Source organism: Collinsella aerofaciens ATCC 25986 (genome assembly GCF_010509075.1).
Lineage (GTDB): Bacteria > Actinomycetota > Coriobacteriia > Coriobacteriales > Coriobacteriaceae > Collinsella > Collinsella aerofaciens.
Genome location: NZ_CP048433.1, coordinates 2,400,535 through 2,422,212, shown reverse-complemented (window position 1 = coordinate 2,422,212; position 21,678 = coordinate 2,400,535). Strand labels below are relative to the sequence as shown.

18 protein-coding genes are annotated in these 21,678 nt (G+C 60.3%); 7 read left to right on the top strand and 11 right to left on the bottom strand.

Features of this window, described 5'->3' with window-relative positions; translation table 11 throughout:
• The first annotated feature begins 8 nt into the window (after positions 1 to 8).
• Positions 9 to 2,450, top strand: a complete 2,442-nt coding sequence (locus tag GXM19_RS10785; RefSeq protein WP_115596177.1) for a DEAD/DEAH box helicase — start codon at positions 9 to 11, stop codon at positions 2,448 to 2,450.
• A 26-nt stretch (positions 2,451 to 2,476) separates the two neighbouring features.
• Here the strand turns inward: GXM19_RS10785 and GXM19_RS10780 are convergent, their stop codons facing one another.
• The 4 genes from GXM19_RS10780 to GXM19_RS10765 form a co-directional block, all read right to left on the bottom strand.
• Positions 2,477 to 3,355 carry a spermidine synthase gene (locus GXM19_RS10780; RefSeq protein ID WP_006234473.1) on the bottom strand — a complete coding sequence of 293 codons (879 nt, stop codon included), beginning with the start codon at positions 3,353 to 3,355 and terminating at the stop codon, positions 2,477 to 2,479.
• Positions 3,356 to 5,263: an elongator complex protein 3 gene (locus tag GXM19_RS10775; protein ID WP_006234474.1), complete on the bottom strand. Its 1,908-nt coding sequence runs from the start codon at positions 5,261 to 5,263 to the stop codon at positions 3,356 to 3,358.
• Positions 5,264 to 5,362: 99 nt separating this feature from the next.
• Positions 5,363 to 6,259 (bottom strand): DUF4097 family beta strand repeat-containing protein, encoded by an 897-nt coding sequence (locus tag GXM19_RS10770; protein WP_162010699.1) that lies wholly within the window; start codon positions 6,257 to 6,259, stop codon positions 5,363 to 5,365.
• Complete coding sequence (locus GXM19_RS10765; RefSeq protein WP_006234476.1) at positions 6,259 to 6,975, bottom strand: helix-turn-helix domain-containing protein; 717 nt, start codon at positions 6,973 to 6,975, stop codon at positions 6,259 to 6,261. Before GXM19_RS10765 ends, GXM19_RS10770 begins: the two co-directional genes overlap by 1 nt.
• Before the next feature lie 267 nt (positions 6,976 to 7,242).
• Between GXM19_RS10765 and GXM19_RS10760 the strand changes: the two genes are divergently transcribed.
• The 3 genes from GXM19_RS10760 to GXM19_RS10750 all read left to right on the top strand — a co-directional run bounded on the left by GXM19_RS10760 (position 7,243) and on the right by GXM19_RS10750 (position 12,063).
• On the top strand, positions 7,243 to 8,115 hold the full coding sequence (locus tag GXM19_RS10760; protein WP_040358654.1) for a class I SAM-dependent methyltransferase: 873 nt from the start codon (positions 7,243 to 7,245) through the stop codon (positions 8,113 to 8,115).
• Between the two features lie 117 nt (positions 8,116 to 8,232).
• Positions 8,233 to 9,072 carry a tRNA (guanine(46)-N(7))-methyltransferase TrmB gene (gene trmB, locus GXM19_RS10755; RefSeq protein WP_006234478.1) on the top strand — a complete coding sequence of 280 codons (840 nt, stop codon included), beginning with the start codon at positions 8,233 to 8,235 and terminating at the stop codon, positions 9,070 to 9,072.
• 309 nt (positions 9,073 to 9,381) lie between these two features.
• Complete coding sequence (locus tag GXM19_RS10750) at positions 9,382 to 12,063, top strand: DEAD/DEAH box helicase (RefSeq protein WP_006234479.1); 2,682 nt, start codon at positions 9,382 to 9,384, stop codon at positions 12,061 to 12,063.
• Positions 12,064 to 12,142: 79 nt separating this feature from the next.
• Here the strand turns inward: GXM19_RS10750 and GXM19_RS10745 are convergent, their stop codons facing one another.
• Positions 12,143 to 13,900 carry a DUF2130 domain-containing protein gene (locus tag GXM19_RS10745; RefSeq protein ID WP_006234480.1) on the bottom strand — a complete coding sequence of 586 codons (1,758 nt, stop codon included), beginning with the start codon at positions 13,898 to 13,900 and terminating at the stop codon, positions 12,143 to 12,145.
• Between the two features lie 168 nt (positions 13,901 to 14,068).
• Between GXM19_RS10745 and GXM19_RS11190 the strand changes: the two genes are divergently transcribed.
• Both GXM19_RS11190 and GXM19_RS10735 read left to right on the top strand, forming a co-directional pair.
• Positions 14,069 to 14,578, top strand: a complete 510-nt coding sequence (locus GXM19_RS11190; protein WP_006234481.1) for a helix-turn-helix domain-containing protein — start codon at positions 14,069 to 14,071, stop codon at positions 14,576 to 14,578.
• On the top strand, positions 14,521 to 15,426 hold the full coding sequence (locus GXM19_RS10735; RefSeq protein WP_082222915.1) for an IS3 family transposase: 906 nt from the start codon (positions 14,521 to 14,523) through the stop codon (positions 15,424 to 15,426). Before GXM19_RS11190 ends, GXM19_RS10735 begins: the two co-directional genes overlap by 58 nt.
• A gap of 79 nt (positions 15,427 to 15,505) precedes the next feature.
• Here GXM19_RS10735 and GXM19_RS10730 read toward each other — a convergent pair whose 3' ends face one another.
• The 5 genes from GXM19_RS10730 to GXM19_RS10710 all read right to left on the bottom strand — a co-directional run bounded on the left by GXM19_RS10730 (position 15,506) and on the right by GXM19_RS10710 (position 19,676).
• The gene (locus GXM19_RS10730; protein ID WP_040358658.1) at positions 15,506 to 16,051 is read right to left on the bottom strand and encodes a metallophosphoesterase; all 546 of its coding nucleotides are present in this window, start codon (positions 16,049 to 16,051) and stop codon (positions 15,506 to 15,508) included.
• A 66-nt stretch (positions 16,052 to 16,117) separates the two neighbouring features.
• Positions 16,118 to 16,297 carry a hypothetical protein gene (locus GXM19_RS10725; RefSeq protein ID WP_006234485.1) on the bottom strand — a complete coding sequence of 60 codons (180 nt, stop codon included), beginning with the start codon at positions 16,295 to 16,297 and terminating at the stop codon, positions 16,118 to 16,120.
• Positions 16,298 to 16,315: 18 nt separating this feature from the next.
• Entirely contained in the window at positions 16,316 to 16,642 is a 327-nt protein-coding gene (locus GXM19_RS10720) for an HIRAN domain-containing protein (RefSeq protein WP_006234486.1), read from the bottom strand.
• Between the two features lie 425 nt (positions 16,643 to 17,067).
• A complete protein-coding gene (locus tag GXM19_RS10715; RefSeq protein WP_006234487.1) occupies positions 17,068 to 18,447 on the bottom strand; it encodes an aldehyde dehydrogenase in 1,380 nt (459 codons plus the stop codon).
• A gap of 8 nt (positions 18,448 to 18,455) precedes the next feature.
• The gene (locus GXM19_RS10710; protein WP_006234488.1) at positions 18,456 to 19,676 is read right to left on the bottom strand and encodes an iron-containing alcohol dehydrogenase; all 1,221 of its coding nucleotides are present in this window, start codon (positions 19,674 to 19,676) and stop codon (positions 18,456 to 18,458) included.
• Positions 19,677 to 19,932: 256 nt separating this feature from the next.
• Here GXM19_RS10710 and GXM19_RS10705 point away from each other — a divergent pair, with 256 nt between their 5' ends.
• On the top strand, positions 19,933 to 20,493 hold the full coding sequence (locus tag GXM19_RS10705) for a ferritin family protein (protein WP_022094328.1): 561 nt from the start codon (positions 19,933 to 19,935) through the stop codon (positions 20,491 to 20,493).
• Positions 20,494 to 20,735: 242 nt separating this feature from the next.
• Here the strand turns inward: GXM19_RS10705 and GXM19_RS10700 are convergent, their stop codons facing one another.
• A complete protein-coding gene (locus GXM19_RS10700) occupies positions 20,736 to 21,617 on the bottom strand; it encodes a hypothetical protein (protein ID WP_040358660.1) in 882 nt (293 codons plus the stop codon).
• Between the last annotated feature and the right edge of the window lie 61 nt (positions 21,618 to 21,678).

Here is a 21,678-nt window from a genome sequence, read left to right as displayed (position 1 = left end):
GAGGCCCCGTGAACGCCTTTGACCGCTACGCCCCATTTATCCAAGACTTCATCTACTCCCACGATTGGGAGAGCTTGCGCTCTATCCAGGTTGCGGCGGCAGATGCCATCTTTAACACGCAGGACAATGTGCTCCTGACGGCATCCACGGCTTCCGGCAAAACCGAGGCGGCCTTCTTTCCCATCCTGACCGAGTTTTGGGAGAACCCGCCCGCAAGCGTTGGGGCCCTCTATATTGGCCCCCTCAAAGCACTCATCAATGATCAGTTCGTCCGTCTCAATGACCTCTGCGAAGAGGCCGATATCCCTGTCTGGCACTGGCATGGCGACGTTTCGCAGTCGCACAAGGCAAAGCTCATCAAAAAGCCGAGCGGTATCTTGCAGATTACGCCCGAGTCGCTCGAGGCGCTCTTAATCCATAAGCACATGGCGATCCCGCGCATGTTTTGCGACCTACGCTACGTGGTCATCGATGAGGTCCACTCGCTCATGCGCGGCGACCGTGGCGGGCAGACACTCTGCCTTATCGAGCGTCTTTCGCGCATGGCAGGCGTGCAGCCCCGCCGCATCGGCCTTTCTGCCACCATCGGCGACCCCGAGCGCACGGGCGCCTTTCTCTCACAGGGAACAGGACGCGATTGCATCATCCCCCGCTTTGAGGAACCGCGACGCGTGTGGCGCATCTCCATGGAGCACTTCTACAACTCGGGTCCCCAGGCACAGCAGCGGGGATTCGAGAGCACGGGTCCTCAAGAGGCCGAAGTGCTTGCGTGCGAGCGCATCGAGGCGGCATCCGCGGCACTGCCCGCCGGCGCCCAAGACATGCGTCACAGCGGACAGCTCACACAAGAGGAGCGCCGTCAACGTCGTGAGCGGGCACGGGGCAAGGCCGCTCCCAAAGACCGTCGCACCTCCTCGGCCCCCGAGGGCGAAGTCGACATCCCACGAGCGACCGAGCAGGCGCTTCTCAACCCCACCGACATGGCGCCCGACAACGCCGACCCCGGTATGGGCTATATCTTTGAGCATACGCGCGGCCGCAAGTGCCTGGTCTTTGCCAACTCGCGCGAGGAGGCAGAGGCTGTGTGCTCCATGCTGCGTAGCTACTGCGAGAACCGGCACGAGCCCGACCGTTTCCTCATTCATCACGGCAATCTTTCGGCATCGTTGCGCGAGACGGCCGAGGAACTCATGCGCGATGAGGAGCAGGCACAGACAACCGTCACCACCTCTACGCTGGAGCTCGGCATAGATATCGGCCGCTTGGAGCGTGCCTTCCAGATCGACGCGCCGTTTACCGTCAGCTCCTTTTTGCAGCGAATGGGCCGCACGGGACGCCGCGATCTTCCGCCCGAGATGTGGTTTGTCATGCGCGAGGAAGAGCCCGAGCCGCGCACGATGATGCCCGAGACCATTCCGTGGAAGCTCCTGCAGGGCATCGCGCTCGTACAACTCTATCGCGAGGAAAAGTGGGTCGAGCCACCCGAGCTCGATCGACTACCCTACAGCTTGCTCTATCACCAGACCATGTCGACCCTCGCCAGCACCGGCGAGCTCACGCCGGCCGAGCTTACCCAGCGTGTGCTCACGCTCAGCTATTTTCACCGCGTCTCGGCCGATGACTATCGCGTACTGCTGCGTCACCTCATCAAGATCGACCACATCCAGGTCACCGAGGGCGGTGGGCTCATCGTAGGTCTCGCGGGCGAGCGCATCATCAACAACTTTAAGTTCTACGCCGTATTCCAGGAAAACGAAGAGTTTACCGTTCGCAGTGAATCGGCCGAGCTGGGCACGATTGTCAACCCGCCACCGCCCGGTGAGCGCATCGCCATCGCCGGACATTGCTGGATTGTCGAGGAAGTGGACTGGAAGCGCCATACCGTCTTTGCCACGCAGGTCAAAGGCCGGGTGCCGGCCTACTTTGGCGACTGCCCCGGCGACATTAACACGCATGTGCTCGAGCGCATGCGCCAAGCGCTCACTGAGCACGCGGCATATCCGTACCTTATGGGTAACGCACGGGCTCGCTTGGCGCAGGCTCGTCATACCGCCGAGATTTCGGGCGCGGGAACTAAGCCGCTCATCAACCTGGGTGGCGACACCTGGGTGCTCTTCCCCTGGTTGGGCAGCTACGCCTTTTTGGCACTCGAGCGCATGCTCAAGATTAAATGCGCCGCGGAGCTGGGCCTTCGCGGGCTCGATCCGTCACGCCCGTACTTTATGCAGTTTAAAATGAAGACCGACGAGGAGACGTTCTTTGAAGTGCTCGCCGCCGAAGCCGAGAAAGACTTCGACCCCATCGACCTCGTCTATCCCGGCGAGGTGCCTTACTTTGATCGGTACGACGAATTCGTTCCAGAAGAGCTCGTGCGCAAGGGCTTTGCCGAAGGCGTGCTCGACATAGAGGGCATGAAGCAGCGCGTTCTCGGCTGGCGCGACCACGCCTAAGACCAGTCTTTTTGGGACGGGGAGACCTATTTGTCGTGAAGGACGGTGCCGAGGAAGTCGGTGTCGAAGGGCACGGCTTCGGCAAAGGCGTAGTTGCCGTCGCTGGCGATGAGCAGGTAGTTTTCCTCGCCGCCGAACTCCGCATCGCCACAGGGGACCACCCAGACGTGGGCGAATACCTCGAGTGCCGTGGCAGCGCAATCGCGCAGGAACGTCACATCGCTCCCCTCGCTTGCGCTCACGATATTGGCAACGTAGACGCCACCGACATTTAGGCTGCCCCGCACCAAACGCAACGCTTCAACCGTCGCCAGCTCGCGTACGGGCTCGGCACCGCCAAAGCAATCGCTCACGACCACGTCGTAACGGCGATGGCCCACGCTCGTCACGCCCAGGTACGAACGCGCCTCGGCGGTAATCACCCGCAGGCGATCGCCCACCGCGCGCTCCAGCTCGTCTAGGTAGAACCAGCGGCGCGCCAGGCGCGTAATCTCTCCGTCATACTCGATGACGTCCATGCGCAAGCCCTCGTGCGACATCAGCGCGAACTTGGGATAGGCAAACCCGCCGCCACCCAGCACAAGCATGCGGTTGATGCCGTGACCATAAGCATCGCGCATCGCATCCTCGGACTCAAACACGTCGTCAAACGCACGATAGTACGCAAAGACGGGCTCTGCCCAACGCTCGCCAACGTAGCTTGCGCTTTGGTAGACGCCGCCCTGCACGAGCACGCGGACCTCGTCACCGCTCTCGTCGTGCACACGCTTCACACGCGCCAGCCCGTTGCGGGTACGCGCGACCTGCAAACAGGCAGCGCGAACAGCGACGGCGGCTGCGCCAAGCGCCGCGGCTCCCAGGGCAACGCCGGCAACGACGCCGGCAGAAACACTCGGCTTGTTCATCTAGAGCTCCTTTTGCAGATAAAGGCCATGGTCATAAAATCCAAGATGGCGATAGTACTCGCGTGTGCCAATCGCGCTTATCACGTTGATACGTGCATAACCCGCATCCCGGGCAATCTCGCACGCACGCTCCACGAGCAAACGCCCCAACCCGTGATGCTGCGTCGCCTGGCCCTGGTCGCCCACGCGTGCCGCCATGCCATACACGTGCACCTCGCGAATCATCGCCTCGTCCGGCGTCGTCGGCAACTCACCCGCACGCGCGGCAACAAAAGCGCGATCGGGCAGCGACAACCGCAAAAAGCCCGCGATCTTGCCCTGCGGCGTCACCCACTGCAAAAAGCGCTCGTAAGTCACCGGCGTCTCGTACGCCACTTCCTCATCAAGAGATAGCTCATCCAAGTCGGCACCCGCCGTGCTGATCTCGCGATAGCGAATCTCGCGCACCACTGCGCCTTCTCCACGAGCCGCCAAGCGATTCTCGACGAGCTGACGCAGGTTGGGCTTCTTGTTGCCCACCATGATGTCATCGGAACTAAAATCGCGGATCATGCGACTGATGCGGCAGAACGCCGGCGTCACCACGATGTCGTCGGCCAGCACATCGAGCAGCTCTTCCTCGGTATAGGGACGCCACTCGCCGCGCTCATAGCAGCCCACCAGACGCGAGCCCTCGATGAGCGCACACGGGTAGACCTTGACCTCGTCGGGCATAAAGGCGCTCTCGGTCATAAAGCACTCGTAATCGCGCTTGTCCCCTTCGGGCGTGGCGCCCAGCAAGTTGAGCATAAAATGCGCGTGGATCTTAAAGCCAAACAGGCGTGCAAGCGAAAACGCCCGCTCGATCTGCGCCACCGAAACGCGACGCTCGTTGATATCGAGCAGGTGCTGGTTGAGGCTCTGGATGCCCATCTGAATCTTGGTGCAACCCAGGCGGCGGATAAGCGTAAGCGCCTGTGGCGTCACGGCATCGGGGCGCGTCTCGATAACGAGGCCCACCACGCGATGCTTCGCCGTCTCGTTGATGCGCTGCTGACGTTCAAGCTCCTCCATCGTGGCGGTCTGCCACTCGGCAACCTCGCCCCACGGCGTACCGGGACCGTACAGACGACGCACCGCGCGGTTATAGCCACCCACGGCAGCATCCACGCGCTCCTGTTCGTCGGCAACGCCGGCAGCGAGCTCGGCCTCGTCTGTCGCAATGCCGGCAGCCCGATAGCTCTCACGGCGCTCTGTTACCACCGGCGGCAAGGCATCGGCAGGAGCGTCATCGAGTAGACGCCCTGCCTCGACACGGCTGATGCCCGGACGCGCCAACATGGGGTTAGCCGCCACACCAGCCACGGCATCGTCATTGAGCGCGCGGAAGAGCTCCGACATAAACCACGTCTGATAGCCTTCCGGATAGTCGCTCCAGGTGCCACCGAGCACAATGAGCTCTATCTTGTCGGTCGCATGACCCATCTGCGAAAGCGCGGTCAGGCGAGCGCTCACCTGCAGATACGGGTCGAAGCAGTTTTGCTCCGCACGGGCGCATGCCGGCTCAGGGTGCAGATAGCTTTTGGGCATGCGCAGATCGTTGGGACAAAACAGACAATCGCCCGAGCACGGCCACGGCTTGGTGATGACGGTAATGGTCGCCACGCCCGAGGCCGTTCGGCGCGGCTTCATACGCAGCACCTGCAGCAGTTGACGTTCCAGATCGGAATCGACATTCCACCCAGCCCAACGAGCCGGCTCCTCACGTTTTACCCGCTGGTAGAACGGCAGCAGACGGCGCTTGGCCAAATCGCGTTTGTCGGCACCCTCACGGCGCGCCTCAGCATGTATCAGTTTGACGAGCGCTTTGTCGTCCACGGTCTCGCCGCGACGCAGGGCCTCGAGTATGTTCAAGATAATCTGTTCCATGTCCCCATTGTAAAGGCAAAGGCGCCGGAGCCGATCTCGGCTTCGGCGCCTTCATCAAACAGCGCGTCTATATCTTCGCCTAGGCTTTCGTCTGCCTCACTACTCCGAATCAAACGACATGTCGCCCGAACCGACCTCAAAACGATACGTGGCAGACTTGTCACCGTTATCGAATTCAAGATTCAAAATGGTCTCGCCGTCGTAGCCAAGCGGAAGGAAATCGCTCTCGAAGTCGCCGCTGCCCAAGGTGAGGCTCGCCTTAAAGCCCGTAGAGTTCGGAACCGTCATCTCCACATCGCCCGAGTCCACACTCACGTCCATCGATTTCGCGGGGGCCTGGTAAAGCTCGAACGTCACATCGCCCGAACCGACCTCAGCGCTGAGCGCATCAGTCACGCTGCCCGTAAACTCTACATCTCCCGCACCCAGGAAAAGGTCGAAACCGTCACAGATGACACCGACGATCTGCAGATCACCCGAGCCCACGTGCGCGTTGACTCCCTTCAGATGTTCGGCAACACGGCGCGGCAGCTCGACCGTAACTGAGCGATCGATTGCCTTATCGTCATCACTTCCAAACTGGGAAACCTTGAGCGTCGAGTCCTCGACGGATGCGATGTTTTGCGTCGCGGCCTTGGAGGCATCCATACCCTTGGCAACGCGCCCCCGCTCGATAACACGAGCCTTGTTGCCATCAACAACCTTGACGTCCACCGAAGCCGCATTGATATCGAAATCGAGGTAGCGGAACTCATCGGCATCAAAAGTCGTGCTCGAAAGCTGCTGAGGCCGAGCGGAATAGTTACCGCCATCCAAAAGATCGTCCTCGTCAACCGCATCGTCCATACCAGACAAGCCGGATACAACATCGTCGAGGTCCCACGGGCCATCAAAATGAATCAAAGTCCGCGAAATGCCAAAGACAAGTCCGATGATGAGCACAAACGCTCCGATGCCGACGCCCAGGCGCAGCTTGGATTCATGCGAAAGCTTCATCATTCACCACCCTCTTTGGCAATCGGCTCAGCGGTAGTCGCGGTAGCCACGTCAGTATCAACCGGAGCGGAAACATTCTGAGCCCTAGCGACCGCCGATGCCGGACCAACCTGAATATCCCCGCGCGCCCAATCGCCATCGAGCGCACGCGCTACCCAGTGATAGATGGGAATCGTAAAGAAGATCAGCGCGGCAAAGGGGCCGGCACCAAACAGGAACATCAGCAAAAAGAACAGTAGCCAGCACACGGCCCAATACGGGAACGACTGGAACGGACCCTTCACCGGAGTCGAGCCAACCGCGGTGCCACTCGTCGCCTGCGCCGTAGCGGCATTGGCGGCCTGTGCACTCCAGCTTGCCGCTTGCGCCGCCTTGGCGGCGGCGTCACTCGCCTGTGTTGCCGCCTCGGTAGCTCGTGCCGCCGCCTCATGGGTGCGTGCGCGCTCTGCCGCCTCGGCCTCGCGCTGACGAGCGCGGTCCTCGTTCTCAAACTCGATATCGTCCTCAATCTCATCGCTCGGATTGAGCAGCTCGTCCAGACTCACACCATAGAGCTTGGCGAGCGAGATCAGGTTCTCGGTATCGGGCGAGCTCTCCGCGCGCTCCCATTTACTGACCGCCTGGCGCGACAGTCCCAGCTTTCGCGCCAGCCCTTCTTGGCTAAAACCCTTGCTGCGACGAAGGTCGGCGAGCCGCTGCGCAGTTTCTACATTCATGGTTCCTCCTATGTGATGCCAGCCGTGCCGCCGGACCGTTTTTGTTCTTAAGGCGCCTTGCACAGTTAAAAATCTATCCGCCACCGCCAAAAGCATGCCACCTATTCTAGTGAGATTTTTGACAACCGGCGGTTGCGGGCACATATGAGCTGCGGAAATGTGTCCAAACAAAGCAATGACCCACGGCTCGGTTGTCCCCGTTGCGGCGTTAACGGTAGTATGGTCGTACTGTTTATTCCGCACCGCCAACGGAGGGAGTTCCGCGCCGTGAACCGCGATTTCGCCTCATCGCTCATCCAGCTCAACAACACGTTCTATCGCGAGCACTCCGCCTCCTTCTCCGATACGCGCCAGGCCCCGTGGCCCGGCTGGGTGCGCACCATGGACATTGCGCTCGAACAGCTCGACGTCGCCACGATCGAGCATCCCGTCCGCGTCTTCGATCTTGCCTGCGGCAATATGCGATTCGAGAATTTTGCCGCCGGCGGCGCACTTGCCGCCAAGGGCGTCGACGGCGCAAACCCCTCGGCAGATGCCAGCTGCCCGTTTGAGTTCTATGGTGTTGACTCGTGTCAGGATTTGGCTATCGATGCGCACGGTCACGCCCTGCGCATTCCCAACCTGCACTTCCAGGAACTCGACGTGCTCGACGCCCTCATGAAGCTCAACCCCGCCGAGACGCCCGACGTGCTTTTCGACGCCCCGCTCGCCGATATCTCGGTCTGCTTTGGCTTTATGCACCACGTGCCGTCGTGCGAGTACCGCGTACGCGTGCTCGACGCCCTGGTGCGGCAAACGAGCCCGGGCGGCATCATCGCCATCAGCTTTTGGGAGTTCATGAACGATGAGCGCATGGCGCGCAAGGCCGTTCGAGCCGAAGCCCGCGCCGAGCTCACCCCGCCGTTTGAGGGTTACGATTCCGCGCAGTTTGAAGCCGGCGACCACCTCATTGGCTGGCAAAACGACCGCCACGCCTACCGCTATTGCCATCACTTTGACGATCAGCAGATCACCGACCTGGTGCGCGGCGTCCGTACGTTCTACAAGAGCGGCGAGGTCCCCGTGCGCGAGCTTGAGCGCTTCCATGCCGACGGTCGTAGCGGCGAGCTCAACCGCTATGTGATTCTCAAGCGCCTGTAGGCACCGACGACTCGCCGCCGAGCCGCACCACATCTTTCGGGCAATCTATGCCCGCCCTTTTCAACCCATTGACGGAACGCGCGGCCATGCGTTTCGCATTTATGACCAAGGAGCCTCATGGGAGCCGTCCACGTTCGCACGCCTAAGAACTTTGTGCTCGAGGAGCGCCTGGAGCGCTACGCCGATGCGATCGAGACGAACCCCGAGGCTTATGCCGGAGATTGGCGCGAGGCTTGCGCGCCAGCTGGCAGCAAGCCCTTCGAACACCTTCACCTGGATCTTGGCTGTGGCAAGGGAACCTATCTGGTCGAGCGCGCCCACCGCGAGCCCGACACCCTCTTTATCGGCATGGACCAGGAGCCCATCTGCATCGCCTATGCCGCGCAGAAAATCTGCGAACAGGGGCTATCCAACGCACTCGTCCTGCCCCGAGGCGCCGCATCGCTGCCACAGCTGTTTGCCGCAGGCGAGCTCGATGCCATCACCATTAACTTTCCCACGCCGCAGCCCAAGGCCAAGTACGCTAAAAAACGACTCGTCCATGTCGACCATCTGATGCTCTACCGCCCGCTCTTTTCAGCCGGCGCTACCGTCACGCTGCGCACCGATAGCAAGCCGTTGCGCGATTACGCCCTGGGACAGTTTGCCGCGGCCGGCTACGATACGCTTTGGGTAAGCGACGACGTCCGCCGCGACCATCCCGAGCATCCCGAGACCGAGTACGAGCGCCGCACGCGCGAGATGGGTGCCGCCGTCTATGGCATTTGCGCCACACCTGGAGCGCAGCCCAGCGATGAACAGCTCGCGGCGGGCCGCGCGCAGGAGCAAAGCCTAGCCTGCTACCTGCCCGATAACCTCGATGAGCTCGCCTATGTGCCTCTGGGCATGGAAGAGGCCGTCGAGAACTTTAGAAACCGTGCCCGCAAGGGCAAGAAGCGTCTACCGCAAGAGTCCTAGGGGCTTCTGATGGTCGCGGCGTTGGCAAACAAGCGCAAATAGGCGCCAGCGAACGGCCCTCAAACCTAAGTGAGTAGACTATTTTGCAATAGCCAAGCACAGCCCGCATAGCGAAACATAAAACCGCAGGTAGAACCCTTGCGCAAAAGCGATGTGCTCGCAATATCGCAAAAAGTCTACTCACTTAGCTAGCGACTACACTAAACGGCTGGGCAGAACGCCCATTTCCTGCATTTTCTCGCGCGCTGGCACCCCACGCCGCCGCTACGCCATAATAGTTGGCGGACAATCGCGAGAGAAAGCAAACACATGGCACAGACCACGACAGATACCGCCGCCAGCACCGTCTCCGGCGCCGGCGCTGCCAGCTCATTTTCGGGCGGCACGGGAACCGAGGCAGAGTTCGGTTCGCTCGGTGCGCTCTCCCCCACCTGGTGGGAGCCCGAGGACGGCAGTGAGCCCGAACCGTGGCTCACGCCCGACCAGGCCTTCGAACGCTTCTTTGAATGGACGAGCGACCGCGGCATTGAGCTATGGGATCACCAAGAAGAGGCCCTCATGGACCTGGCAGCCGGCAATCACGTCATTTTGGGCACACCGACCGGATCGGGTAAATCGCTCGTCGCGCTGGGCATGCTCTTTATGGGCATGGCGCAGGGCAAGCGCTGCTATTACACGGCCCCCATCAAGGCCCTGGTCAGCGAAAAGTTCTTCGACCTGGTGCAGGTCCTCGGCCGCGATAACGTCGGTATGATCACCGGCGATACGCATATCAACACCAAGGCGCCCGTCATCTGCTGCACGGCCGAAATCCTTGCCAACGATGCGCTGCGCGAGGGCGAGGACGCCGATGTGGGCTGCGTGGCCATGGACGAGTTCCATTACTTTGCCGACCCCGACCGCGGCTGGGCCTGGCAGGTGCCGCTGCTCACCCTGCCCCACACGCAGTTTATGCTCATGAGCGCCACGCTCGGCGATGTCACCGCGATCGCCGCCTCGCTCGAGGAACACACCGGCGCTACCTGCGACTTGGTCGTCGATGCCCCGCGCCCCGTGCCGCTGAGCTACGACTATGTGACGACCTCGCTCGAAGGCACAGTCGAGCTCGCCATGCGCCGCGGCGAGGCCCCGCTCTATATCGTGCACTTTAGCCAGGATGCCGCCCTTGCGACGGCACAGTCGCTCGCCAATTTTGGCATCGCCAGCAAAGAGCAGCGCGAGGCCATCAAAGAAGCGGCAAAGGGAACGAGCTTCTCGACGGCCTTTGGCAAGATCCTCAAGCGCTTGCTTGGCTGCGGCGTCGGCGTGCACCATGCTGGCATGCTGCCGCGCTATCGTCTGCTGGTCGAGCGCCTGGCGCAGCAGGGCCTACTGCCCGTCATCTGCGGCACCGATACGCTCGGCGTCGGCATCAACGTACCCATCCATACCGTGGTCCTCACCGCGCTCACCAAGTTCGATGGCTACAAGATGCGTCGTCTGCGCGCCCGCGAGTTCCATCAGATTGCCGGTCGCGCCGGTCGCTCGGGCTTCGATACCGAGGGCATGGTGATTGCCGAGGCACCCGAGCACGAGATTGAGAATGCCAAGCTTATGGCCAAGGCGGGCGACGACCCCAAAAAACTCCGTAAGATTAAAAAGAAAAAGGCCCCCGAGGGCTTTGTCACCTGGAACAAGCAGACCTTTGAGCGCCTGATCGAGACTCAACCCGAGACGCTCAAGCCGCGCCTGCGCATCACGCACTCCATGGTGATTAGCGTGGTCGAGCAGGGCGGCGACGCCCGTGCCCGCGTACACGACCTCATCGAGACGAGCCTGCAGACCCCCGAGGAAAAGGCCAAGCTCGAGGTTCGCGCCGATGAAATCTTCGCCACACTCATCGATTCCGGCGTCGTCGTTCGCACCGAGGTGCCGCCCGCACCCGACGCCCCGACTGACGCCGCACCAGACATCGACTATGCACTGACGGTCGATCTGCCCGAGGACTTCGCGCTCGATCAGCCGCTCTCGCCGTTCTTGCTTGCCGCGTTGGAGCTGCTCGACCCCGAGAGCGAGACCTATACCATGGATCTGATCTCGATGGTCGAGGCAACGCTCGAGGATCCCAAGCAGGTATTGCGCGCACAGGAGCGCGCCGCGCGCGACCGCGCGATGGCCGAAATGAAGGCTGACGGCGTCGATTATGAGGAACGCCTGGAGCGCATCCAGGATGTCACCTACGAAAAGCCGCTCGAGGACTTGCTCGATGCCGCCTTCGACAAGTACTGCCAGGAAGTACCCTGGGCCAACGACTACCAGCTCTCTCCCAAGAGCGTCCTGCGCGATATGCTGGAAAGCGCGAGCGATTTTAAGGGCTATATCCAAAAGCTCGGCATCGCCCGCTCCGAGGGCATTTTGCTGCGTTACCTGGCAGAGGCCTACCGTTCACTCGACCGCACCGTGCCCATCGAGAAGCGCGACGAGCGCCTGCGCGACATTATCTCGTGGCTGGGCTTTGTGGTGCGCTCGGTGGACTCGAGCCTGGTGGATGAGTGGGAGAACGCCGGCAACCCGACAGCCCTCGATGCTGCGCCGCCGCAGGGCATCGACGAGGTCGTGGCGGACCGTCGCGGCTGCACGCTATTGGTGCGCAACGCGCTCTTCCGCCGCGTGACCCTTGCCGCCCGCGAGCACGTTCGCGACCTGGGCGAGCTCGACGACGACTGGGGCATGAGCGAGATCCGCTGGCAAAAAGCACTCGACGCTTACCACGAGCAGCACGAGGAAATCCTCACCGACGGAGATGCCCGCAGCGCCGCGATGTTTTCCATTGACGAGTCCGACGAGAAGACCGCGCACGTATGGCACGTGCACCAGATCTTTGCCGACGAGGATGGCGACCACGATTTTGGCATCATGGGCGATGTCGATCTGGACGCCACGCAAGACGGCGGCGAGGTCATCTTCAAAAACTACCGCGTCGGCTTTATCGAGGACCTGCTCGAGGACTAGCCGAACATACTGGAACGAAACGAAGCGGGGCCGCTGGCAATATAGCCAGCGGCCCCGCTTTTGCGCTATACGCTATGCCTTACTCGGCACCCTCGACCTCATACGAATCCGCCTCGGCTGGCTCATCGTTTGTCTCTGTCGCAGCCCCGCGCGCCTCGTCAAACGCGGCCTTCATGGTCTTGTTGCCCCACGTGAGCTTGCGAATGGTAAGATCGTCCGCCTTCTTGTTGGCTAGGCGCAGATTGTTCTCGGAGGACAGCAACGCCTCCTTGGTTTTCTGCAGGTGGCTAATCGTCTTGTCGATCTCATCGATCGCCGTTTGGAACTTGCGGCTCGCGATCTCGTAGTTGCGGCCGAAATCATTCTTGAACTTCTCCATCTTGGCTTCGAAGTTCGTAACGTCGATATTCTGCTGTTTGTACTCCGCCAGCTCCTGCTTATAGCGAAGCGAACCCATGGCGGCGTTGCGAAGAAGCGTGATCATGGGAATAAAGAACTGTGGGCGAATCACGTACATCTTCTCGTAGCGATAGCTCACGTCCACGATGCCGGCGTTGTAAAGCTCGCTCTCGGGTTCGAGCAACGTGCAGAGCACCGCGTACTCGCAGCCCTTTTGGCGGCGATCGTGGTCGAGTTTCTTAAAGAAGTCCTCGTTCTTGTGCTTGGTCGCGGTCTCATCGTTCTCGTTTTTCATCTCGAACATAATCGAAATGACCTCGTTACCGCTTGCGTCGCACTCGCGGAAGATAAAGTCGCCCTTGGTGCCCTCGGACGCATCGTTATCCTTCTCGAAGTACGCGTTAGGAAACGCCGTCATGCGCAGACGGTTAAACTCGGTCTCGCAGTGCTGCTCGAGCGACTCGCCCACCATCTTGGTGGACAGGCGGACCTTCATGTCCTTAAGGCGCTCGATCTCTTCATCCTTATAGCGAATCAGGTCATCGCTCGCACGCTTGGCCTGCGCAAGCTCGAGCTCGTGTGCCGCTTTGACCTGTTCCTCGCGAAAATCGCGCACCGCCAGCTCGCTCGTCAGTTTGGCACGCGCCTCATCGCGCTCTCGCTCCGCCGCGGCGACCGCCTTCGACAGCTCCATTTTTGCAGAAAGTTCTTGCTCACGAAGCTGTGCACGAAGGCCCTCGGCCTCGCGCTCGGACTGAGTCTTAGCATTCGAGAACTTCTCACGCACTTCTGTCTGGTAATCGGAAAGCTTACGATTCGCTTCGTTTTGCGCAGCCTCGAGCTTACGCTGCGCCTCGGCCGCAGCAGTTGCGAGTGCCATTTCTTGAGCCTTATCTGCGGCGGCAAGCTTTGCCTGCAACTCCGCAATCTGAGCATCGCGCGCGGCGAGGTCATTTTGAGTCGCATTGCGTACCGCGGCTTCGGCAAGCTTTGCTTCGTCATCTTTGCGTCCCAGCTGTGCACGCAAATTGTCGATCTCGCGCTGGAGCTCCACATTCTCCTTTTGGACATCGGCACGAGCCTCAACCGCCGCACGCCGGCTTGCACTCTCGCGCTCTGCGGCAGCGCCCTCGAGCTTAGCGCGCAGCTCGGCAAGCTCAGCATCGCGCTTGGCAACCTCTTGCGCCAGTTTCTGATCCGCAGTGTTCTTCTGCTCGACAAGCTGGGCATTGCGCTGAGACTTTGCCTGTTGCAAGGCAGCCGTCGAACGCGAGCGCTCAAGCTCCAGCGCCTGCTCACCCTCACGCTGGACTGCCTTCACACGCTCATCCAGGTCGCGCGAGAACTCGGCATCGCGCACCTGCTTGACGATATCCGCATAGCCGGATGCATCGACCTTAAAAACTTCGCCGCAATGCGGGCACTTGATCTCGTTCATAGCAGCTCCTCGATGGACGCAAATATCAACCGGCTACACTCTACCGCGCCGCGCGGACAAAATAGGCGCCGCTGCCAGAATGGCAACGGCGCCAGAACCGCCACAAATGAACTGCATCCCATTTCTTGGACTTTGAAATTAAGGTTCGAGAAAAGGGAGGCATCGGAAATGCCCCGCAGGAAGAAGGCAAGATACGGTCGCGAGATGAGGGCACGCGCCGCCGACCTGTTCGAGGCCGGCCTCGGCTTCGAACTCGCGGCCAAGAAGCTCGACGTTCCCGCCCCGGCGGTGAGAAAATGGCTCTACGCGTACCGGGCAACCGGGAGGAAGGGGCTGATCGGGATGGGCGAGAGCCGCAGGACCTACGACATGGAGACCAAGCTCGCCGTCGCGAGGGCCGTCGTGGACGAGGGGATGCCGCGGTCGGAGGCGATGGCCCGCTTCGGCATCGCCGCCGCCACATCGCTCGACCGCTGGTGCAGGCTGTACCGCGAGGGCGGGCCGGAGGCGCTCGAGCCGGGACGCCGCGGCAGGCCGGAGGGCCCCGGGGGGCGGACGCGCGAGCGGGAGCTCGAGGAGCGCGTGCGCAAACTCGAGGCCCAGGTGGCGTATCTAAAAAAATCGATAGCCCTGAAAGCGGAGAAGAGCTCTCAAACTGGGAGAAAGCCCAGGTCGTAGCCTCCCTTTCAGGGCACCACCGCCTATGCGACCTGCTCGCGGCCGCGCGGCTCGCGCCGTCGAGCTACCACTATGCCGTAGCGCACCCGCCGAGAGCGACCCGGCCAGAGCTCCGGGAGGCCGTGCGCGAGATCTTCTCGAGGACGGCGAACGGGTGCGGCCACCGCCAGATAGCGATGTGCCTGAGGGCCGAGCTGGGCGCGAGGATAGCGGACAAGACGGTCCTCAAGATGATGCGGGAGCTCGGCATCCGCTGCGGCATCCGCCGGGAGACCGACTACCATCGCTACAACTCCTACCGCGGCCCGGTCGGCGAGAGATTCGACAACCTGATAGCGCGTGACTTTCGCGCGGGCGCCCCGTGGGAGAAGCTCGGGACCGACGTCACGGAATTCAGGCAGCCCTGGGGCAAGGCGTACTTCGCCCCGGTCTACGACTTCTGCACGAAGGAGATCGTCTCCTGGTCGGTGTCGACGAGCCCGGACATGGCCCAGCAGGAGGAGGTGCTCAGGCGCCTGTTCGCGAGAATGCCGGCCGGGGCCTCGCCGATCGTCCACAGCGACATGGGCTGGCAGTACCAGCACCCTAGGTGGACCGGCGAGCTCAGGAGGCACGGCGCCAGGCAGAGCATGTCGAGAAAGGGCAACTGCCTAGACAACGGGGCGACGGAGCAGGTGTTCGGGCATCTCAAGGACGAGTTCTTCAGGGGCGTCGAGTGGGCCGACTTCGAGTCCTTCAAGAGGGACCTCGACGCCTACGTCGTGCATTGGAACACGAGGCGTCGCCAGGTGGCGCTCGGCGGCCTCACCCCGGTGGAGTTTCGGAAACGGCTATTGAAAGCGTCCTAGTGTTCGCTTCTAATAAAAGAAGGCCAAGATTCGGGACGCAGTTCAAAAGGTGCCTGTCCCCTTCGTGGCGGTTTGCGAGCTACAGTCCAAAGAAATTCAGGATCTGGTCTCGGCTTACGGGCTTGTAGTCGTTGGCGTCGAGGCCCACATCGTAGCGATAAATGGGACGCTCGCGATCGCGGTTGCGTGCGTTGGTGCGGTCACCCCTGCTGTGGATATGCCCATGCAGCATAATGGCGCCACGTGCCTTGCCGTTCCAGCTGAGCATGGGGTAGTGGCTCATTACCAGGCGATGGCCTTTGGCGTAACCGGGAGCAATCTCCAGGTAATCGCGCACGTCTTCCCAAATCTGCGGTACGTCGGGATCTTCCCAGTCGCCGTCATGGTTACCACGAATGAGCGTCACGTTCTGGCATTCGATACGCTCGCGCAGGCGCACCGCCTCCGCCAGGGGCAAACGATAGGTAAAGTCTCCCAAGATATAGAGACGGTCGTCCGCCGCTACGCACTCATTGACGGCATCGATGACCTTGCGGTTCATCTCCTCGACCGAATCAAACGGCCGATCCATATCGTGCAAGATATTCGTATCGCCCAGGTGCAGGTCGGCGGTAAACCACATCATCGTCTGTGTCCTCATTTCGCAACGCGTCTAACACGTGCCTAGTATACAGACGCTCTGGCGCGTCGGTTAGCCAAAGAGCCCGCCGAACAGACCTCGACGGCGTTTGTCTTGCTTTTTCGAAGCGTCACCCTGAGCTTTCTTGCCCTGCCGTTTCCTACGATCCTGCTCCAACTCATCGTCATCGAGTAGCAGATCCCACTCAAACGAATCGTCTGTCAGATTGAATAGGTCGTCGTCATCAAACATGGCCGCCTCCCTTGCCGACTAGCGAGCATCCACCACATAGAGCCCAACGCGCACCTGATGCCACGGGCTGCGCTCGGGGGCAACCTGTTGCACGCGGGCCTCAAATACGTCCTCGTGGCCGTAATACATCATCAAGGACAGCGGGCCGACCTCGTTTCCCGGAACATAGCCAAGCTTGGTGTTGCCGTAATAAATCGCAACCACCTCAGGGTCATGGGGATTATCGCGCTCGGCACACAGCGTCAGCTTATCGCCCGCTTTAAGATCGCCCAGGACCAAGGCGCCATCGGCATACTGAAATCCTGCAATGTGAAATGACAGAAGAACACGTGAAGGCTCGTACATAGCAGCTCCTCTAACGGCCGGATAAACCGGTGTGTAACCTTATTGAGAAGTCTACGGTCCCATGCGGACACAAATACATCCTGTCTGCGTCCTTCAATCGTTTGCCTCAACGCTTGCGCGACAGAACGCTTGCAGATAAGATAGGAACACGGATGGCACCCGTTGCCGCGGGTCTTGCCAACTCCGATACACGTTTTCATCGTGAGAAGTGGCCGTCTTCGCTTACGCGGGGGCGGCTATTTCATTCGGCCGATAAACAGACCGAGTTCGATAGCCGCAATCAACAACGCCAATAACGAAATAACATCGCTTACGTTCATACCAAATCCCTTCTAAAGGGAGTTGGCCCATCCGTGCTCCATAACAGTAGTCTAACGCAAAATGCAGGTAATAGGAACACTTGTTCGTATTACCTGCGCCCTTTTCTAATGCACAAACATGCGCACGAACTTGTGCTTCCAGCTTGCGTAAGGAGCATAGCGGAATGGCACGTCCAGCCACGTTGCCTTGTTCACGATGCTCTTCTTGTGGCTAAACGTATCGAAGCTCTCGCGTCCATGGTACTGCCCCATACCGCTCGCACCCATGCCACCAAAGCCCATATGGCTCGTAGCCAAGTGCATAATCGTGTCGTTGACGCAGCCGCCGCCAAAGGGCACGTAACGCACGAAGCGCTGCTGAACTGCGCGATCCTGGCTAAAGATATACAGAGCCAGCGGCGTCGGACGATCCGTAATAAACGCTTCGGCCTCGTCTAGGCTCTCAAACGTCAGCACCGGCAAGATGGGACCGAAGATCTCCTCCTGCATCACGGCGTCATCGGGGGTCACGCCGTCCAAAATCGTCGGCTCGATCTTCAGCGAAGTCTCCCGCGCGGTGCCTCCAAGCACGACCTTATCGGGATCGATCAGCCCGCGCACGCGCGCAAAATGCTTGGCGTTGACGATATGCCCGTAATCCTCGTTATCGAGCGGATGCTCGCCAAACATACGGCGGGCCTCCTCCTTGATAAGGTCCAGCAGCTCATCGTGCACGCGCGCATCGACCAGTAGGTAGTCGGGCGCCACGCAGGTCTGCCCCACGTTGAGCCACTTACCAAAGGCGATACGCCGTGCCGCAACCTTCAAGTTTGCCGTCGCATCCACGATACAGGGACTCTTTCCGCCCAGCTCAAGCGTCACGGGCGTAAGGTTTTTACTTGCGCGCTCCATGACGAGCTTGCCGACCGGAACGCTACCGGTAAAGAAGATCTTGTCCCAGCACTCATCGAGCAACGCTTCGTTCTCGGCGCGCCCGCCCTCGACAACCGTCACCAGGCGCGGATCAAATGCCTCTTCACAGATTTGCTTGAGCACCGCGCTCGATGCCGGAGCATAGGCACTCGGCTTGATGACCACGGTATTGCCCGCGGCAAGGGCGCCGGCGAGCGGCTCGAGTGTTAGCAAAAACGGGTAGTTCCACGGAGCCATGATGAGCGTGACGCCATAGGGCACGGCTTGCGTTTTGCACGCGCTCACGGCGTTAGCGAGATCGCACGGACGCAGGCGCGGACGACTCCACCGAGCCACGTGAGCGATCTGATGTCGAATCTCGGAAAGCGACGTGCCGATCTCGCACATATAGGCCTCGTCATGCGACTTTCCCAAATCGGTCTTGAGCGCATGGGCAATATCGGCCTCATGGGCACGCACCGCATCGCGTAAACCCACGAGCGCACGACGTCGAGCATCGACATCAAACGTGGCGTGCGTCTTAAAGTAGGCGCGCTGATCGCCGACAATGCGCGCAATTTCCTCGGTGTTCATAGACCCTCCTAGTTCTCGCCCTCAAACATACCACCCGCAACGACTTCGTACATATGCTCGAGCTCCAAGCGATCCATTAGAAGCGGAACGGGATACAGGGGATTGGCCTCGGCATCGGCATGGGCCGCCATTTGCGGAATATCGGAGCGGCGAATACCCGAGACATATTTGGGGATTCCCAGGGCCTCGTTCATGCGGTCGACCCAATCGATAAAGGCCTCGGCCGCAAGACTGTCCTGCGCGGTAGCCGGCGCAATGCCCGCCATGCGAGCAAGATCGGCAAGCTTGGGGGCGGCGGCGTCACCATAAGCGCGAAGCATGTGCGGCAGGATGATCGCGTTGGCCAAACCGTGCGGAATTCCGTATCGGCCGCCCAGACTGTGCGCGATGGCATGCACATATCCGACATAGGAGCGGGTAAACGCAACGCCCGCCTTATACGCAGCCGAAAGCATATTGCGACGTGCACGCATGTTGTCGCCATGTTCATAGGCCTCGAGCAAATTGTCGTGGATGAGCTGCACCGCCTGTCGCGCCATCTTGCGCGTATAGGGCGTAGTACTTCGCCCGATAAACGCCTCGACGGCATGCGTCAGGGCATCCATGCCCGTCCGCCCCGTAATGGAGGCGGGCAGACCGCGCGTAAACTCAGGGTCGTGCACCGCAAAGCGCGGGATAAGCACAAAGTCGTTAATGGGGTACTTGTAGTGCGTCTCGTCATCGGTAATTACCGCCGCAAGCGTGACCTCGCTTCCCGTGCCTGCCGTGGTGGGAACGGCAATGAGCAGCGGCAGACGACGATGAATCCGCAGCAGCCCGCGCATCTTATTGATGGGCTTGTTTGGCTGCGCAATGCGCGCCCCCACACCCTTGGCGCAGTCCATGGCCGAGCCACCGCCAAAGCCGATAATGGCCTGGCAGGCGCGCTCTCGATACAGGGACGCCGCTTCTTCCACGTTTGAGACCGTGGGGTTCGCACGCGTTTCGGCATAGACCGTAACGCCAATCCCCCTGCATGCGAGCGCCGTCTCGAGCGGTGCCGTGAGCCCCAGACGGGCAATGCCGGGATCCGTCACGATAAGGACCTTCTGGATCGAGCGCTTTTGAAGCACCGCGGGCACATCCTCGGCATGCTCTAAAATGCGCGGCTCGGTATAGGGCAGGATCGGCAATGCAATGCGAAAAACCGTCTGATATGTTCGGCACCAGGCACGACGGGCTAGATGCATAAAGGAAACTCCTTCATTTGTTGATAGGTCAACATTTGCTCGCCCGATTGTACTCAGCGGCGGTCAAAGACGGCCTGCCAATCGTTAATCAATCAACATCTTCATATCTCAAAATTGTTTTATTAAAAATCATTCCTAATAGGCTTCACATTTGGTTGCATTTATGGATAATAGAACTCGTCAAGACGCACGTCCGGAGAGGGCCCTTACGGGACCGGACGAGCGCGCAATCGCCATCGATCGAAAGGATCGAATCATGAAGTTTGTTTGCCCCGTTTGCGGTTATGTGGAAGAGTTCGACGGCGACCAGCTGCCCGAGGATTTTAAGTGCCCCCAGTGCGGCGTTCCCGGTTCTCGTTTCCTGAAGCAGGAGGAGGGCCAGCTCGAGTGGGCCGCTGAGCACGTCGTGGGCGTCGCCAAGATGGAGGGTGTCTCTGAGGACATCGTTGCCGACCTGCGCGCCAACTTTGAGGGCGAGTGCTCCGAGGTCGGTATGTACCTGGCCATGGCTCGCGTCGCTCATCGCGAGGGCTATCCCGAGATCGGCCTGTACTGGGAAAAGGCTGCCCACGAGGAGGCCGAGCATGCCGCCAAGTTCGCCGAGCTCCTGGGCGAGGTCGTGACCGACTCCACCAAGAAGAACCTCGAGATGCGCGTTGAGGCCGAGAACGGCGCCACCGCCGGCAAGACCGATCTTGCCAAGCGTGCCAAGGCCGCCGGCCTCGATGCCATCCACGACACCGTGCACGAGATGGCTCGCGACGAGGCCCGCCACGGCAAGGCTTTCGCCGGCCTGCTCAAGCGCTACTTTGGCTAAGCCAACCGCCTGAGACATAACCTCAAGCTCGATGAGGCCCGGACCGTATTGGTTCGGGCCTTTTTCGTGCCTCACGAACTTGTTAACGCCCTGAAATAGGACCGCCTTCGGCATCGGCTTCTCGTCAAAAACTAAGTGAGTAGACTTTTTGGAACTTGCCGAGCACACCACCCATATTGCTTTATAAAGCCGCAGGTAAATGACTTGTTGCAAAACGGCTTGGTCGCCAAAGTGCCAAAAGTCTACTCACTTAGAACCGCAGCCGTCCACGATCGAGCCATTTTGTGTCTAGCGGGCATCTTTCCGTCGATTACTCCCAATTTTGTCCAGTCAACAAATAGTTCAGACCGGAGCAATGCCTCGGCCCTTTGCTCATCTGAGCTTTTATCACGATATTCAGCATCGAGCATCCTGTATACGGCCTTAACGATCGCGCGGAATCTATCCTCATCGGATATCTGTCTGTGTGTCAGGAGAAGCACATCGTAGCCCATGGCCTGAAGGGCCGTCATGCGGTCAGCGTCACGCAAGCCATCCCCTGCGCGTCCGTGCGAGGCCTTTCCCTGACATTCAATGGCCACCTGTCGTCTGCCGTCCGGCGAAGACAAAAGTAGATCGATATACACACGGGACTTTCCAACAATCGCTCGAGCACTTGTGCTTAACGTCACTTCGACATTGAGTTCTATGCCGCAAAACCCTTCGCCTCCCAAGGATCGCGGCAGTCCAAGCAACAAATACGCCTCAACCTCAAAAGGCGACGCGGCACCCAATGGAACGAGTTGCGATACCGCCATAAATCTATTGCCGTAACGCATCCCGCAAACATCTGAACAAAAACGGTCAAGGTCTCCGCCCAAAACCAAAGCGTCTCGACGCCATAAATTTGAGGCGGTGCCGCCCTCGGACGGGCAGCGCTCCCAACCGAACGTTGTCGAAATCGCGCCCGAATCAATTGCACGCGTAAGCTCCGCCTCAAGTGCCGCCGGCAGAGCGCACACCGCAAACAAGCCGCACATCTCCGCCAATACCAAAAGAAGCTGAAGATCCGTCAGATGCCGCGACATGATGAATGCCGTCAGTAGAGGAGACGTAATCAAAAATCCATGCTCCGTTTCCAGCACGGATTCCCTGGGGGGCTCACCAAGGAACAGCCGCTGCCTAATGCTGGTAGGACAAGTCCGT